Origin of the sequence: Mesorhizobium sp. M0676 (assembly GCF_040320535.1) — a bacterium.
Classification (GTDB): Bacteria; Pseudomonadota; Alphaproteobacteria; order Rhizobiales; family Rhizobiaceae; genus Mesorhizobium.
Genome location: NZ_JAMYPU010000002.1, coordinates 82,188 through 98,250 on the forward strand (window position 1 = coordinate 82,188; position 16,063 = coordinate 98,250).

The following is a 16,063-nucleotide window of genomic DNA, read 5'->3' on the forward strand; positions in this document are numbered from 1 at the left end:
CTACTCAGCCGGCGCCGCACCCACCTGGCCCGCAACTTCCTGATCAAGTTCGGCGAGGAACCCGACGATACGGGCGGCATTGTCGCCGAGGTCGTAGCGGCCGTAGCGGGAGGCCGAGCGCATGTCGACGACGATGGTGTCGCCATCATTGCTGACCCGGATGGCGACGTCGGCGGGCAGGCCCACGACGAAGCTCCGGGCCACGGCCGATATCGTCACCTCGTCTTGACCGTCGGTCACTGGGTATGGCGCGGTAAGTTGCCAATCGCGGCGGTCGAGCACGGTTTCAACGGCGTCGACGACGGTTTCGAAAGGCAGATTGTAGCTATGCCCGGTGACCAGCGGATAGGCGTCGGCCTGCAGGCGCGCTTCGCCCGGCGTTGGCAGCGCGAGCACGTTCATGTCCTTGGTGCGGTCGCTGGTGTCGAGCACTGGCGGATTGTCGAGGTCCGTCGTGATGTCCCTCAGGGGCGGCGTGGTCGCCGCCAAATAGGTGGCAAAGCCGTAGGGCGTCAGCACCAGCAGCGCCAGCAGGGCGCCGACCGAGAGGTCGCGGCCGCCACGGTCACCGAAATGCCACAGCCTGGACAGAGCGAGACCGGCAAACAGCAAAGCGAATGCGGCAAGCAGGGCGACGATCGCCAGCACCCACAGGAAGGCCGGCGTTTCCACCAGTTCGAAATGATGGCCGGCCAGCACGGTGAGCAGCAGGACCAGGGCAAAAGCGCCCGTGCGCCGCGACCAGCCGGCCGCCTTCGATGTCTGCCGCTCGTCAATTTCCATTGTCTTCAGCACCGCCCCAACCCGCACAGACGCTTAGAGCAAAGGATGCTCAAATTGAACATCCCCTGCCCTAACGTTTTTGCCGCCGGTAGCTTGAAGGTCAAGGAAACGCACGGTCCCGGTCAATCCGTCGGCAGGCGGTAGTCGCTGAACTGCTTGCGCAAGGTGATCTTCTGGATCTTGCCGGTGGCGGTGTGCGGGATTTCGCTGATGAAAGCGACGTCGTCGGGCATCCACCATTTCGCCACCTTGCCGTCCATGAACGCCAGTATGTCCGCCTTGCTCGGCTCCTTGCCGGGTTTGGCGACCACGACCAGCAAGGGCCGTTCGCCCCATTTCGAATGATGGACGCCGATCGCCGCGGCCTCGGCGACATCGGGATGGCCGACGGCGAGGTTCTCCAGGTCGATGGTCGATATCCACTCGCCGCCCGACTTGATGACGTCCTTGGCGCGATCGGTGATCTGCATGTAGCCGCCGGAATCGATATGGGCGACATCGCCAGTGTCGAACCAGCCGTCCTTGTCGAACTGCTCGGCTCCGACGCCGCCATAATAGGCGCTGGCGACGGCTGGACCGCGCACCTTCAGCCGGCCGAAGGTCTTGCCGTCCCAAGGCAGTTCCTTGTCGTCGTCATCCGTCACCTTCATCTCGACCCCGAAGGGCGGGTAGCCCTGCTTGCCCTGGATATCGAGCCGGTCCTCGCCCTCGAGCGCTTGATACTGCGGCTTCATGGTGCACAGCGTGCCGAGCGGCGACATTTCGGTCATGCCCCAGGCATGGATGACTTCGACACCGTAATTGTCCTGGAATTTCCTGATGATGGCGCGCGGGCAGGACGAGCCGCCGATGACGACTTTGCTGAGATAGGGAAGCTTCTTGCCGGTCTCTTCCAGATGCTGCAGCAGCATCATCCAGACGGTCGGCACGGCGGCGCTGAAGGTCACCTTCTCGGTGTCGAGCAGCTCGTAGATCGAGGCGCCGTCCATCTTGCAACCGGGCATGACCAGCTTGGCGCCGATCATCGGCGCGCTCTGGCCAAGGCCCCAGGCATTGGCATGAAACATCGGCACGACGGGGAGGATCGTGTCCCGCGCGGAGAGGCCCATGGCGTCGGGCATGGCGGCGATCATGGCATGCAGCACATTCGAGCGGTGGCTGTAGAGCACGCCTTTGGGATCGCCCGTCGTGCCGGAGGTGTAGCACATGCCGGCTGCGGTGTTTTCGCCGAAAACCTTCCAGGCGAAGTCGCCATCGGCCTCGTTCAACCAGTCCTCATAGGCAACCACATTCGGCAGCGTCGTTTCAGGCAGATGCGCCTTGTCGGTCAGGACGATCACCTTTTTCAGCGATTTGACCGCGCCGGCGATCTTTTCCAGCAGCGGCATGAAGGTCAGGTCGACGAAGATCCCTCTATCCTGCGCATTGTTCATGATCCAGACGATCTGCTCGGGGAACAAACGCGGGTTAAGCGTATGGTAGATGGCGCCGATGCCCATGATGCCGTACCAGGCCTCTATGTGGCGCGCCGTGTTCCAGGCCAGGGTCGCGATGCGGTCGCCGAGCACAAAGCCATCGCGCTCCAACCGTTGAGCGACCTTGAGCGCGCGGCGATGAACTTCAGCATAGGTGGTGCGAACGACAGGACCTTCGATCGAGCGCGAGACGATCTCGCGCGTCCCGTGCTGCCGCTCGGCATTGTCGATCAGCTTGTGGCAGAGCAGCGGCCATTCCTGCATCAGTCCGAGCATCTGGTTCCTCCCATTGCTTCCTCGTTTTTCCCGTCTTTTGTTCCATTGTGGGACGAACGGACGGATTGTCCAGCCATGACGTCTCCAACCGTTAACGGCTGAAGCAAGCAGTGATCGAAAGGCGGGGAAAACCGCCACAATCCGGCCATCGTCGACGTTAAGGTTCGTTAACGGGGTAGGGGTGCGGATTGGCGACTGAAAGAGGTTCGCATGGACACGCAGCTCGACGACAAGCAGATCGACGACAGGCAGATCGACGACAGGCAGATCGACGGCAGGCAGATCGACGGCAGGCAGATCGACGACAGGCAGATCGACGACAGGCAGCTGGATGACAGCGGGGCCGAAGACGTGCAGTTGGACGATATTCAACTCGACGACAAAGAGCTTGAAGACACGCTTGCCGCAAGTCTGGCCGATCTCGTGCCGGAGGCCAAAAAGGTCTCCGAAGACGAATTTGTCGAGGTGGTCGGCGGCGCCCTTGAAGCGGTCGGCGGCACGCTGCTGTTCAAAATGTGCGTCCAGAACGAAGGCGAAGGCCAGCATGTCGCCGCCGCATCGATCGGCGATGGCGGCAATCGCCAGTTCCTGCTGCTCACCTTGCCGACAGGCGGCGGCCCACTGAAGGTCGAGACGACGTCAAGAAGCACCAACCCGGTAGCCGGTATTGCCGCGGCCTATGCCGGCCTCATGGACGTGTTCAAGACCGCAGCCTGAGCATTCCACGCGGGATCGTTTTTAGTGATCGGAAGGCCAGCTCTGGGCTACTGGCGAAGGCTTGCGCAACGGGTTCTCCAGACACATTTTAGAGACATGGGAAGCATCCCGCACGCTCTCAATCGGACTGTGCTCCCAATAGAACAAGGAGAACCCCGCATGGACCAGATCGCCAACCCCGCCCCCGGCTTTCAGAGCAATCCCGGCAAGGTCATCACCGTCGAACCCTATCGCGGTACCGTGGTCGTGCGTGCCGGCGATACGGTGATCGCCTCATCGACGCGGGCGAAGCTTCTGTCCGAACCGCCCTACCGCCAGGCATTCTACGTCCCCTTCGAAGACATCGACTTCACCCAGCTCGGCAAAACCACCCTGTCGACCCACTGCCCCTACAAGGGCGACGCCAGCTACTGGAGCGTGCTGCCGGCCGGCGAGACCGGCAAGGACGCAATGTGGGGCTATGAGCAGCCGTTCGACGAAATGGCTGAGATTCGCGACCACGGCGCCTTCTATCCCGACAGGGTGACGATCGAAGCAGCACCGGCCTGAGCAAGCGACTCAAGCCGCCGTTGCTCGCTTCGTCATCCCAGGGTCTTCGCGACGGAGCTTCGCTCCTGTTTCATCCTGGGATGACGAAGCTCAGAGGCCTCGGCTAATCTCAAACGTCGGCGACGTCAGTCCAAAGGCGGTGAAACTGCCTGCCGCCGCCTGATCCTAATCAGTCGTCCCGTCGTTGCCGACACCGTCGGCGTCATCCAGCCGCACGAACATCAGCCCCTTGGCCTTCAGCGCGAGCAGACCTTGCACGACGCCCTCGCCGGCGGCGTGGGTCGGCTGGTTGATGTGGGCGATGATGACATCGCCATCCTTGGCGGCGGCGATGCGCCGGGCGGTTTCTTTTGCGCCGAGCAACGAGCCGCCATCGCCGTTGATCGAAAAGCCGGCGACCTTGAAGCCAAGCTTGCGGATCATGGCGATAGCCGACGGGCTGTATTCGGCGGTCGCGCCGCGAAACCATTTCGGCGCCGGCTCGCCGGTGCCAGCGAGAGCGGCAGCGCCCGATTCGACTTCGGCCTGCACCGCTTCCGGGCTGCCGGCGCTGCGGATGCCATAGATCTTGCGCGGCGTGTCGACGGCCGGGATGTGATGGCCGCCATGGTTTTCCAGTTCGAACAGGTCCGGATGCGCGCGCATGATCTCGACGGCGGCGGCGTTGCGCTTCAGCCAGATACCGGTGACGAAGATCGTCGCCGGAATCCGGTTCTCCACCAGCGCCGACAGGATCCTCGTATCGGTCTGGCCGCCGCAGGCGTCGAGCGTAAGCGCGACGCGGCCGACACTGCTACCGTCCTCAGCCTTCAGATGCAGCGCCGGCTCGACAAGCGGCGCGGCCTGGGCCGAGGACACGGCCACGATAGATAGCGCCAAGGCGCAAAACAGCTTTTGCAAGGGATGCCTGTCTTGTCTGAGAATCGGCGCTGTCATAGCCGCATCCCAGGACCCGCAACAAGGCGGAAATCGGGATAGTGGCCGTGAGAAAGCTGATATCCAGACAATGTGACCGCCGCGCACCGTCAGACGGCGTGTTCCAGTTCCACATGCGTGCGTGACAGGACTTCGCGCACGGCCGCGACGACCGGTTCGACCTCGAGGCGCCAGACGCAGCAGGCCTTGCTGGGATCGAGCGGATTGCACAGGCTGCCCGCCACGCAATTGCACGGCATGGATGGCTGCAAGGCGAGGCTGGGCACGCCGACCGGTCCCCAGACGGCCGGGCTGGTCAGGCCGAACAGGCCGACAACCGGCGTTCCGGCCGCTGCTGCCATGTGCATGGGGCCGCTCTCATTGCCGACAAACAGCCGCGCCTGCTGCAACACCGCCAGCAGCGTTTCCAGCGACAGCGCGCCGACGAGGTTGACGATCGACGCGGCACTGGCGAGGATCTGCTCGGCCGGCTTGCGCTCGTCAGGGCCGCCGACGAGTACGAAATCCAGTCCGGTTTCGCGCGAAATCGTGTCGATCACGGCGGCAAAGCGTTCATGCTGCCAGCGCCGGCCGTGAAAACTGGCGCCGGCATGCACCGCGATAAAGCCATTTGGCCGCAGATGGTGTTTGTCCAGCAATGCCTGGGCCCTCGCCGTCTCCATCGGCAATGGCCGAATCGACGGCTCCCGCACGCGCAGACCGACGCCGAGCGGCTCGAGCGGCGAAAGGTAGCGGTAGAGATAGTGACGTTCGCCAAAACCGAACGGCTCGGCAAAGACATTGGCGGGCTGGCGCTCATGCCAGCGCAGCGGCCTTTCCGGAGGATTGTAGCCGATGCGGGTGCTGGCGTTGAGGAACCTGACGATGAGCCGCGATGTCTTTGAATCGGTGAGGTCGATGGTCAGGTCGAAACGGAATTGGCGCAGCTGGCTGATCATCGAATAGAGCTCGCGTCCACGCTCCAGCGGGGTGCCGCGCATGGCGGCGCGGCGGAAGCTGACGACCTCGGCGGCGATGCCGTGCGCGGTGACGAAACTGGCGAGGCGCGCCTCGCAGAGAAAGACGATCCTGACACCGGGATATTCGAGCTGCAGGTTCTTGGCGAGCGTGGAGGACAGAACAACATCGCCGATGAACTTGGTCTGGATAATCAGGATCGAGCGGAAGGGTCTGGGCGAAATCTGTAACATCTTTTTCTCGGCACCGGGCGGGTTGGGGGGCCGTGAAATTGGGAAGAAACGATGTCGGGATTGCGTGTTGGGGCGCGCACATCAGCGTGAATTTGCTTACAAAATCGTAAGCTTAGCGCCAAACGGCCACGCAGGGGTGGCCGTTTCATCGATACCGAAAGGACTATGTCGAAATCAGGATGCCGCGGCGCTCTTTTTGGGGCGCGGCACTGCTGTTTTGGCAATCTGCACCGCGGCTTGGGCTGCGGCCAATCTTGCGATCGGCACGCGGTAGGGAGAGCACGAGACATAGTCGAGGCCGACCTCTTCGCAGAAGCGGATCGAGGCCGGATCGCCGCCATGTTCGCCGCATATGCCGAGCTTGATGTCGGGCCGCGTCGCCCTGCCCTTCTCGGCAGCCATGCGCACCAGTTCGCCGACGCCCTCGATGTCGAGCGAGACGAACGGGTCCTGCTCGATGATACCTTTCTGCCGATAGGTCTCGAGGAAGGATGCTGCGTCGTCGCGCGAGATGCCGAAAGTGGTCTGGGTGAGATCGTTGGTGCCGAAGGAGAAGAACTCGGCCGTAGCGGCGATGACGTGGGCGCGGATCGCCGCGCGCGGAAGCTCGATCATCGTGCCGGTGAGATAGTCGATCTTGACGCCGGTCTCGTCCATGACAGCCTTGGCGACCGCATCGATGCGCGCCTTGACGTAGTCGAGCTCCTTCACCAGGCCGACCAGCGGCACCATGATCTCGGGAACGACCAGCGCGCCGGCTTTCTTGCCGGCCTCGACGGCTGCCTCGAAGATGGCACGCGCCTGCATCTCGGCAATCTCGGGATAGGAGACGGCGAGACGGCAGCCGCGATGGCCGAGCATCGGGTTGAACTCGTGCAGGGCTTCTGTGCGCTGCCTGAGCTTGTCGGGCGAGACGTTCATGGCGGCGGCGACCTCCGCCACCTCCGCTTCCGTCTTGGGCAGGAATTCGTGCAGCGGCGGATCGAGCAGCCGGATCGTCACCGGCAGGCCGGCCATAATCTCGAACAGTTCGAGGAAATCCGAGCGCTGCATCGGCAACAGCTTGGCAAGTGCGGTGCGGCGGTCCTTCTCGGTATCGGCCAGGATCATCTCGCGCATAGCGACGATACGCTCGCCGTCGAAGAACATGTGCTCGGTGCGGCAGAGGCCGATGCCTTCGGCGCCGAAGGAGCGCGCCATGCGCGCATCGAGCGGCGTCTCGGCATTGGTGCGCACCTTCATGCGGCGCACCGCATCGGCCCATTCCATGATGGCGGCGAAATCGCCCGACAGTTCCGGCTGCAGCATCGACACGGCGCCCTTCAGCACCTGGCCGTTGCTGCCATCGATGGTGATGATGTCGCCCTTGCGGAAGGTCTGGCCCATCGACATCAGCGTGCCGGCCTTGTAGTCGACACGCAGCGAGCCGGCGCCCGAAACGCAAGGCTTGCCCATGCCGCGCGCGACCACGGCGGCGTGGCTGGTCATGCCGCCGCGCGTGGTCAGGATGCCTTCCGAAGCATGCATCCCATGAATGTCTTCGGGGCTGGTTTCGATGCGCACCAGGATTGCCTTGCGACCTTGCGTCTTCAGATCCTCGGCATCGCCCGAGGAGAAAACAATCTCGCCGGTCGCCGCGCCCGGAGAAGCCGGCAGGCCGACGCCGATGACATCGCGCGCGGCCTTGGGGTCGATGGTCGGATGCAACAGCTGATCGAGCGAGGCCGGATCGATGCGGGCGACCGCCTCCTCCGTCGTGATCAGCTTGTCGCGCGCCATCTCGACGGCGATCTTCAGCGCCGCCTTGGCGGTGCGTTTGCCGGAACGCGTCTGCAGCATCCACAATTTGCCGCGCTCGATGGTGAATTCGAGGTCCTGCATATCGCGGTAGTGCTGTTCCAGGCGGTCGGAGATGTCGACGAAGGAGCGAAACGCGTCCGGCATCAGTTTCTGCAGCGACGGCTTGTCCGAGCCGGCGGCAATGCGCGCCGCCTCGGTGATGTTCTGCGGCGTGCGGATGCCGGCTACGACATCCTCGCCCTGCGCGTTCACCAGGAACTCGCCATAGAGCATCTTTTCGCCGGTCGAGGGATTGCGGGTGAAGGCGACGCCAGTGGCCGACGTCTCGCCCATATTGCCGAACACCATGGCCTGGACATTGACCGCCGTGCCCCAGCTTTCCGGGATGTCGTGCAGGCGCCGGTAGGTGATGGCGCGGTTGTTCATCCAGCTGGAAAACACCGCGCCGATCGCCCCCCACAGCTGCTCGTGCGGGTCCTGTGGAAACGGCCTGTCGAGCTCCTCCTCGACCTTGGCCTTGTAGAGGGCAATGACGCTCTGCCATTCCTGCGCTGTCAGTTCGGTGTCGAGCTCGTGGCCGAGGCTCGCCTTCTGGTCCTCGAGGATTTCCTCGAACACTTCGTGGTCGAGACCCATGACGACATCGGAATACATCTGGATGAAGCGGCGGTAGCTGTCATAGGCAAAGCGGGCATCGCCGGAATCGGCTGCCAGCGCCTCGACCGTCTCGTCATTGAGGCCGAGATTGAGCACGGTGTCCATCATGCCCGGCATCGAGGCCCTGGCCCCGGAGCGGACCGAGACCAGAAGCAGCTTCGACGGATCGCCGAAACGGCGCCCGGTCAGTTGCCCGATATGGTCCAGCGCCTTGACGACATCGGCCTGCAACGCGGCCGGATAGCTGTTGCCGTTGGCATAATAGGCGTTGCAGACTTCGGTGGTGAGGGTGAAGCCCGGCGGCACCGGCAGGCCAAGACTGCACATCTCGGCCAGATTGGCGCCCTTGCCGCCGAGAAGGTTGCGGTCGCCCGCACGTCCCTCCGCGGCGCCATCGCCGAAGGTGTAGACCCATTTGGTCATGCTCGCCCTCCAAGTCCTCGGAAGATAGAACACCGGGGCCAAGACCCGGTTCCCCCGCGTTCCGACCCGAGCGTTATTATGCTGCAGTGCGAAAGGCAAGGCGTGGCCGGCCAGGCGCGCCAACTACAATCGATTAAGGAAAGCCGCATCAAAAAGACTTGCCGTATCGCTGCCCAAGATATAGAACATACAGGGAACAAGTTGGGAGCAGCGTGATGAAACTCAACGGAAAACTCGACTATCTCGAACTGCCCGCGACCGGCGCGACGCTGGACAGCGTCAAGGCTTTCTACAGCGCCGCCTTCTCGTGGTCGTTCACCGATTACGGGCCGACCTATTCAGCCTTCGGCGAAGGGCTCGATGGCGGCTTCCAGGCCGATGCAGGCGAGGCTCCGGCGAAACCATTGCCGGTGCTCTATTCGCAGGATCTGGAAGCAACCCTCGACGTTGTCGAAAGCGCCGGCGGCACGATCGTCAAGCCGATATTCTCGTTCCCGGGCGGCAGGCGGTTCCATTTCACCGATCCCGCCGGCAACGAGTTGGCGGTCTGGGGCGAATAGCGCTTCCCCGCGCGAAGCGGTGGATCAGTTTTGCACAGTGGCCAACTCGGCATTGAGCTTTCGTGCCGCTCGTCCTATAAGGCCGCGCGCAGCGGGCAAAGCTCGTTTGCTGGGGCGTCGCCAAGTGGTAAGGCATCGGTTTTTGGTACCGACATTCCCAGGTTCGAATCCTGGCGCCCCAGCCATCCCTGTTCGTCGGTGTTCAAGCACTTAGAAATTTCGAATTCTAAGTGTTACACCCAAGCGGATAATCGACATGGCATCCGGCCTGTGGGAATCGTTCTACCCGCGCGTGTATGGGTTGCGGTTGGCCGACATTTGGGGAAACTTTAAAAGCATCAAAGTTAAGAGGAAAAGACGAATGCGCGCTGTTGCGGTTGTGCCGTTTCTGGCCGTAGTGACTTCCTTGGTGGGCTGCACAACAGACCAGGGCAATGCCGGTCAACAGTCAGAAAACAAGCGCCAATGTGCCGGGTTTGGTTTTCAGGAAGGCACCGATGCCTTTGCCAACTGCATGATGCAGCTTTCCCTGAAGCAGAAAGACCAACAGCCGCCCGACCACGATGCGCTGTTGCGCCAATACAAGTCCCTTAGCATGCGCCGCCGGGGTGACGATCGTTATCCGGTATGTAGCGCCGCCGACATCGGAAATGAACTCGACACCTCGATGAACAAATGGGTCGGCCCGAACTGCCAGATTGCGCCAGACTAGCAGACTTAACCTGCAACTTGATGAGCGGGCGCAATTCGGCTGGACGAAATTTCGAAAGCTCCAGGAGCCCCAGCCAATTTACATGAAATAAAATTTACCGACCTTATCGATGGCTGCCGTCAGGAGCTATCTGACTCCCACGCGACCCCGACTCCGTTGACAGAGCCGGGGCCGTGCGGAGAGGATCAGTAATCGTTGTCGTCCTGGATGACGACGGGATGATGCCGATGATGTCGATAATAGCGATGATGGCTGCGCTCGATCGAGCCGGTCACGATGACCGTATCCCGGCGATGATGTCTGCGGCCGTGGTCGTAGAAGGCAACCGTGCCGTGTCTGCGGTGATGAAGGCGTTGACCCTGGTCATTGATGACCTTTACGCTCCTGTGATGATGTCGATGGTGGGTCGTGATGACCACGTCAGCTTCGGCTGCCGGAGCTATCGTCGGCATGGCAATGAACAGCGCCAAGGCGCTCACGATCATTGTTTTCATTGTAATATCTCCACCTGCTAATTATCCCTTCGCGGGGATAACCGCGTCCCACTCCCTTTGGTTCCGAGTAGCGTCGTCGGTCCACGGGCGCGATCAGTGACGGCTGCTCCCGTGCAACACGGCGTATCGAAAGAAGAAGTTGCGACAGCAGCTCCTGTTGGCAACTTCTGGTAAAGGCGCTCTTTCAAGCCGACCACCAGGGTTACGCCACTCGACAAAGGAGCGCTGCGCAGGACCCTTCTATGTCGTCGCGTTCGATCTCCTGATCTTTGACGGGAAACACCCGTCTTGCGAGGAAGACCGTCGGCACAATTTGTGAGATTTACGAGACCAATCAGGCCATTTCAGATCCCATAGGTCGGGCCGTCTCAGAACCCGTAAGAAAGTGCAAGGTAAACCACCGGCGCCAAGATCAGCAGAACCGCGATTCCGATAACCACTGCGATTGCCAGGCGCTCTGTTCGCCTGACAAGCTCAGCGACCTTGTCGTCGTCAGCCGATGGTATGAGGTCAAGAACGGAAGAAACTTCCGCAGGACTGTCGTTGTCGTTTGCGGGTCGGGTTGCGCCGTCACGCACAGATCTCTGGACAAAGGTCACTGTTAGCCTCGCTGTTGAAACGCACGCCGTTGGCGGTGTCACGACAATCGGGTGCCCGCTAACCTCTCAGGAATGGCGGGCACCCGATTGACCGCCGATGAAGGGACTCATGCTCGGCAGCCCGGTTCCAATGTATCGGGAGGGCATAGGTTGCCCGCCTTCAGGCCTATGGCTCCGACGTCAGGACTTCAGTCATACCCTGTTCGGACCTTGGTCTGGCAATCGACGAAGCGATGGCCGCCATTTTGTTTCGACGCAGAAAATGCGGGAACATTAGTAGGCTCTTACGAGTTCACTCCCAGCAACTAGTTCGGGAGAGATACGGTGAACAACATAATCTGGCTCATCGGAGCAGTCGTTATCGTGATTGCGATACTGAGCTTCCTGGGCTTCCGATAAACGTGGCAGCTGAATTGCGGTCGGAGCCTATTGCCATCTGCGCCTTGTAGGCATCGCTTTCGCGTTGGCCTGTGGGCTTTGGCGTTCGCTCTCAGGTGGTGCTTAAATTCCTTCTCTTCGAACCTTACGGAATGCGCGTCGCAAGCAGGTCGCAGGGGCGACGGCCCTGTTGCAACAGTCGGATCGAGGCCATCGCCGACGAAATCAACAAAGCATGCTGCGTCAGCTCGCCTCGCGCATCGCCTCGGCGGCCTGCAGATCGACCGAGACCAATTGGCTGACGCCCTGCTCGGCCATGGTCACGCCGAACAGGCGGTTCATGCGCGCCATCGTGATCGGGTTGTGGGTGATGATGACGAAGCGCGTCTCGGTGGTCGCGGCCATTTCGTCCATAAGGTTGCAGAAGCGTTCGACATTGTGATCGTCGAGCGGCGCGTCGACTTCGTCGAGCACGCAGATCGGCGCCGGATTGGTCAGGAACACGGCAAAGATCAGCGACATCGCCGTCAGTGCCTGCTCGCCGCCGGACAGCAGCGTCATGGTCTGCGGCTTCTTGCCGGGCGGACGGGCAAGGATTTCGAGACCGGCTTCCAGCGGGTCGTCGGATTCGATCAGCTGCAGTTCGGCCGTGCCGCCACCGAACAGATGCGAGAACAGCCGCTGGAAATGGCCGTTGACCACCTCGAAAGCGGCAAGCAGCCGTTCGCGGCCTTCGCGGTTCAGGCTCTGGATCGCTTGCCTGAGCTTGCGGATCGCCTCGATGATGTCCTCGCGCTCGGAAACGATGGCCTCCAGCCGGTCCGACAATTCCTTCTGCTCTTCCTCGGCGCGCAAATTGACGGCGCCGAGCCGCTCGCGCTCAACCTTCAGCCGGTCGAGCTGGCGCTCGATGTCGCCCATTTCGGGCATCGGGCTGTCGGCTTCCAGGCCAGTATGGCGAATGACCAGATGCGGCGGCGTGTTCAGCGTTTCCTGGATGCGCGCCTCGACCTCGAGCCGGCGCTCATCGGCGGCGGTCAAACGCTCTTCGGCGCGGACGCGGGTTTCGCGGGAATCGGCCAGCGACTGGATCGCCGCGGTGGCGGCCTTGTCCAGCTCGGCCTGCTTGTTCTCGGCCTCCTGCAAGCGGTCGGCGGCCGCCTTGCGCAAGGTCTCTGCCTCGGTCAGCTGCGACAGCAGCGCGCGGCGCCTGGCGTCGATCTCGTCGGGGGCGTCGGCCAGCGTTTCGCGCTCGGCCTCGGCCTCGGCCCTGCGCTCGCCGAGCGAGGCGATCTGCGTCGAGGCGTTTTCGGCCCGCTGCAGCCAGTTGCTGCGCTCGGCGCCGATGGCATCGAGGCGGCGCGTGCGCGCCTCGGCTTCGCGGCGCAGGCCTTCATGGACGGCGCGCGCGTCGGCCAAGGTTGCGCGATCGCGGCTGACATTGGCGGCGGTCTGTTCGAGCTGAAGTTGCAGGTCGCCGAGATCGGGGGCGTCCTGCAGCAGCATTTCGGCCTCGGCGAAGGCGGCGGCCGTCTCTTCATGGCTGTCGACGATGCGCGCGCGCGCCTCGTCGAGCGCGGCGCGGCGGCTTGCCAATTCGCCGCCGGCCTTTTCGGCCTCGGCCAGTGCGCTGCGGGCGGCGTCCAGGCCGTGCTGGGCATCGCGCCCGGCCTGGCGGGCATTGCGTTCGGCCTCACTCGCCTGGCGGAGTGCCTGTTCGGCCTGGGCAAGGGCGGCTTCGGCCTCGCGCACGATCTGCGTCGCCTGTACCGCCTCGGCATCGAGCTCGGCCAGCCGGTTCTTCTGCGCCAGCCTTTGCGCGGCCGCGGTCGGTGCATCGGCGCTGGCGGTCAGCCCGTCCCAGCGCCACAGCGCGCCGTCACGGCTGACCAGCCGCTGGCCGGGGGCAAGCAGCGTCTGCAGGCGTTTGCCGTCGGCGGCATCGACGATGCCGATCTGCGCCAACCGGCGGGCAAGCTGCGAAGGCGCGCGCACCACGCTGGCGAGGCTCTTGAGGCCTTCCGGCAAGGCCGCATCGCCTGATTGAACCTGGCTTTCGCCCCAGTGCACCGGCGCGCTGCGGTCGAGCGGCACGTCGAGATCCTCGCCAAGCGCAGCACCAAGGGCCGTCTCATAGCCGCGTTCGACGCTGAGTTGCTCCAGCACCGACGGGAAAAGATCGCCGCTGGCGGCATTGAGGATCTTGGCCAGCGTGCGGGCTTCGGTCTCGATGCCGGCGAGTTCGGCCCTGGCATCCTGCAGCGGCGGACGGGCGGCACTCTCGGTGGCGCGCGCCTCGGCGACCGCCTGTTCGGCAGCAATGGCGCCGGCCTCGGCCTCCTCCAACCGGGCGAGCGCGTCCTCGACCAGAGCGCGCTTCTCGGCGGGATCGGGCAAGCCCGCAACCTTCGACACAATCTCGGACAATTCGCGGTCGACATCGGCCAGCTGGCGGGCAAAGCGATCGCGGCGTTCGGCGGTGTCGCGCAGCGTGCGCTCGATCTGGTTGCGCGAGGCGGCGGCCTCTGCTCGTTCGGCGGTCAGCGCAGCGAGCTTTGCTTCGCTTGTTATAAGCGTTGCCCCGGCCTGCTCGAAAGCGGCCCGCGTCGTGGCTTCGCGCTCGGCGGCGCCGGCATTGTCTGAGTTGAGCGTGGCTTCTTCCTCGCGCAGGCGCTCAAGAATATCCGCATTGTCGCGCACCATGCGCTCTTCGCGCGCGATGTCGCCGTCGAGCTGCTGCAGCCGGCGCTCGAGTTCGGCCTGGCGGGCGCGGATACGGCCTGCCTCCTCCTCGATCTGCGCCTTGGCGATCGACAGGCGCTGGAAGGCGGCGGCAGCCGCGGCCTCGGCGTCACGCAGGTCCGGCAGCCGGTGGGCGCCGATGCCTTGCTCCCGGGCGGCAGCCATCTGGGCGGCGGCGCGGTCGCCGACCAGAGCTGTGGCAACCGCCAGCGCCGACCGCGCATCGCCCTCCTGGATCTTGGCCAGCGTCCAGCGCAGATGCAAGAGCGTGGCTTCCGCCTTGCGGATATCGGCCGACAGGTTCTTGAAGCGCGATGCCTGGCGCGCCTGGCGCTTAAGGCTTTCGATCTGGCTCTCCAGTTCGCCGACGACATCGTCCAGCCGTTCCAGATTTTGTTCGGCCGCCTTAAGCCGAAGCTCGGCCTCGTGACGGCGCGTGTGCAGGCCGGAAATGCCGGCGGCTTCTTCGAGCAGCGCGCGGCGCGCCTGCGGCTTGGCCTGGATCAGTTCGCCGATGCGGCCCTGTCCGACCATGGATGGCGAGCGCGCGCCGGTCGACTGGTCGGCGAACAGAAGCTGCACGTCCTTGGCGCGGGCTTCCTTGCCGTTGATCCGGTAGAGCGAGCCGGCTTCGCGCTCGATGCGGCGCGACACTTGCAATTCATCGGCGTCGTTGAAGGCGGCGGGCGCGGTCCGGTCGCTATTGTCGAGGAACAGCGTGACTTCGGCGGTGTTGCGGGCCGGGCGCGTTCCCGAGCCGGAAAAGATCACGTCGTCCATGCCGGACGCGCGCATGTTCTTGTATGAGCTTTCGCCCATCACCCAGCGCATCGCCTCGACAAGGTTCGACTTGCCGCAGCCATTCGGCCCGACAATGCCGGTCAGGCCGCGTTCGATGACGAACTCGCCGGGTTCGACGAAGGACTTGAAGCCGAGGAGGCGAAGGCGCGAAAACTTCATTCGCGCCTGCCTGGAAGGCACAAAGGTGCGCTGACGCCGAAGCGCAGTCGCTCCGGCGCCGCCTGGACGTCAGAGCAGAGGGTCGATGATGGCCGATATTTCCTCAATCGACATCGCACCTTTGTAGGTTTTCCCGTTGATGAAGAAGGTCGGTGTCGAGTCGACCTTGAATTCATCGGCGCCGCGCTTCTGGACCGATCTCACATCGTCCAGAAGTTTCTGGTCCGTCAAGCAGGCCTCGAAGGACTCCTGTGTAAAACCGGCGAGCTTGGAGATCTGCAGCAGCGCATCCTTGGTATTGTTGACGCCGACCCAGTTGGCCTGCTGCTTGAACAGCACGTCGACCATCGGGAAATAATTGTCCTTCGAACAGCGCGCCAGCATGAAACCGGCCTCGGCGCTCGGATCGAACGGGAATTCGCGCAGGATGTAACGCGCCTTGCCGGTGTCGATGTATTTGGTCTTCAACTCAGGGAAGGTGGTCGCCGCGAAATGCGCACAATGCGGGCAGGTCATCGAAGCATATTCGACGATGGTGACCTTGGCGTCATCCTTGCCGAGCTGCTTGTCGGGCAAAGCGCCGGGCTTCAGCAGTTCGGCCATGTCGACATTGCCGGAAGACTCCGGGACCTTGACGGCGGCCGGAGTGGCAGGCGTCGAAGCAGGCACCGCGGGAGCCGCAGGCTTCACATCCGCTGCTTTGGCATCCTCGCCTGAATCGCTGCATGCGGCGAGCATAGCCACTGCCGGAATGACGGCCAGCGAAGACAGGAGGTTTCTGCGGGACAAGCTACGGTTCATGCGAATCACCT

General features: G+C 63.2%; 12 protein-coding genes and 1 tRNA gene. 5 read left to right on the forward strand and 8 right to left on the reverse strand.

Features of this window, described 5'->3' with window-relative positions; translation table 11 throughout:
- Together NKI35_RS02405 and NKI35_RS02410 are read right to left on the reverse strand one after the other, a co-directional pair.
- Nucleotides 1–783: a DUF1499 domain-containing protein gene (locus NKI35_RS02405; protein ID WP_023684603.1), complete on the reverse strand. Its 783-nt coding sequence runs from the start codon at nt 781–783 to the stop codon at nt 1–3.
- Between the two features lie 122 nt (nt 784–905).
- A complete protein-coding gene (locus NKI35_RS02410) occupies nt 906–2,534 on the reverse strand; it encodes a fatty-acid--CoA ligase (protein WP_023684604.1) in 1,629 nt (542 codons plus the stop codon).
- A 357-nt stretch (nt 2,535–2,891) separates the two neighbouring features.
- Between NKI35_RS02410 and NKI35_RS02415 the strand changes: the two genes are divergently transcribed.
- Together NKI35_RS02415 and NKI35_RS02420 are read left to right on the forward strand one after the other, a co-directional pair.
- On the forward strand, nt 2,892–3,251 hold the full coding sequence (locus NKI35_RS02415; RefSeq protein ID WP_023670697.1) for a hypothetical protein: 360 nt from the start codon (nt 2,892–2,894) through the stop codon (nt 3,249–3,251).
- 159 nt (nt 3,252–3,410) lie between these two features.
- Nucleotides 3,411–3,800 (forward strand): DUF427 domain-containing protein, encoded by a 390-nt coding sequence (locus tag NKI35_RS02420; RefSeq protein WP_352738368.1) that lies wholly within the window; start codon nt 3,411–3,413, stop codon nt 3,798–3,800.
- 165 nt (nt 3,801–3,965) lie between these two features.
- On the opposite strand, the gene NKI35_RS02425 is transcribed toward NKI35_RS02420, so the two are convergent.
- From NKI35_RS02425 to ppdK, 3 genes are all read right to left on the reverse strand, one after another.
- Complete coding sequence (locus NKI35_RS02425) at nt 3,966–4,736, reverse strand: polysaccharide deacetylase family protein (RefSeq protein ID WP_050485822.1); 771 nt, start codon at nt 4,734–4,736, stop codon at nt 3,966–3,968.
- An 89-nt stretch (nt 4,737–4,825) separates the two neighbouring features.
- Complete coding sequence (locus NKI35_RS02430; RefSeq protein WP_352738370.1) at nt 4,826–5,926, reverse strand: glycosyltransferase family 9 protein; 1,101 nt, start codon at nt 5,924–5,926, stop codon at nt 4,826–4,828.
- Between the two features lie 174 nt (nt 5,927–6,100).
- A complete protein-coding gene (gene ppdK / locus NKI35_RS02435; protein ID WP_352738372.1) occupies nt 6,101–8,806 on the reverse strand; it encodes a pyruvate, phosphate dikinase in 2,706 nt (901 codons plus the stop codon).
- Nucleotides 8,807–9,021: 215 nt separating this feature from the next.
- Here ppdK and NKI35_RS02440 point away from each other — a divergent pair, with 215 nt between their 5' ends.
- From NKI35_RS02440 to NKI35_RS02450, 3 genes are all read left to right on the forward strand, one after another.
- A complete protein-coding gene (locus tag NKI35_RS02440; protein WP_023687172.1) occupies nt 9,022–9,366 on the forward strand; it encodes a VOC family protein in 345 nt (114 codons plus the stop codon).
- Between the two features lie 110 nt (nt 9,367–9,476).
- A tRNA-Gln gene (locus NKI35_RS02445) sits at nt 9,477–9,551 on the forward strand.
- Between the two features lie 71 nt (nt 9,552–9,622).
- Complete coding sequence (locus tag NKI35_RS02450; RefSeq protein ID WP_352738374.1) at nt 9,623–10,078, forward strand: hypothetical protein; 456 nt, start codon at nt 9,623–9,625, stop codon at nt 10,076–10,078.
- A gap of 185 nt (nt 10,079–10,263) precedes the next feature.
- Here the strand turns inward: NKI35_RS02450 and NKI35_RS02455 are convergent, their stop codons facing one another.
- The 3 genes from NKI35_RS02455 to NKI35_RS02465 all read right to left on the reverse strand — a co-directional run bounded on the left by NKI35_RS02455 (nt 10,264) and on the right by NKI35_RS02465 (nt 16,052).
- On the reverse strand, nt 10,264–10,572 hold the full coding sequence (locus NKI35_RS02455; RefSeq protein WP_023670691.1) for a hypothetical protein: 309 nt from the start codon (nt 10,570–10,572) through the stop codon (nt 10,264–10,266).
- A gap of 1,220 nt (nt 10,573–11,792) precedes the next feature.
- Nucleotides 11,793–15,251 carry a chromosome segregation protein SMC gene (smc, locus tag NKI35_RS02460; RefSeq protein ID WP_352738376.1) on the reverse strand — a complete coding sequence of 1,153 codons (3,459 nt, stop codon included), beginning with the start codon at nt 15,249–15,251 and terminating at the stop codon, nt 11,793–11,795.
- A gap of 69 nt (nt 15,252–15,320) precedes the next feature.
- Complete coding sequence (locus NKI35_RS02465; RefSeq protein WP_023687169.1) at nt 15,321–16,052, reverse strand: DsbA family protein; 732 nt, start codon at nt 16,050–16,052, stop codon at nt 15,321–15,323.
- Nucleotides 16,053–16,063 lie beyond the last annotated feature (11 nt).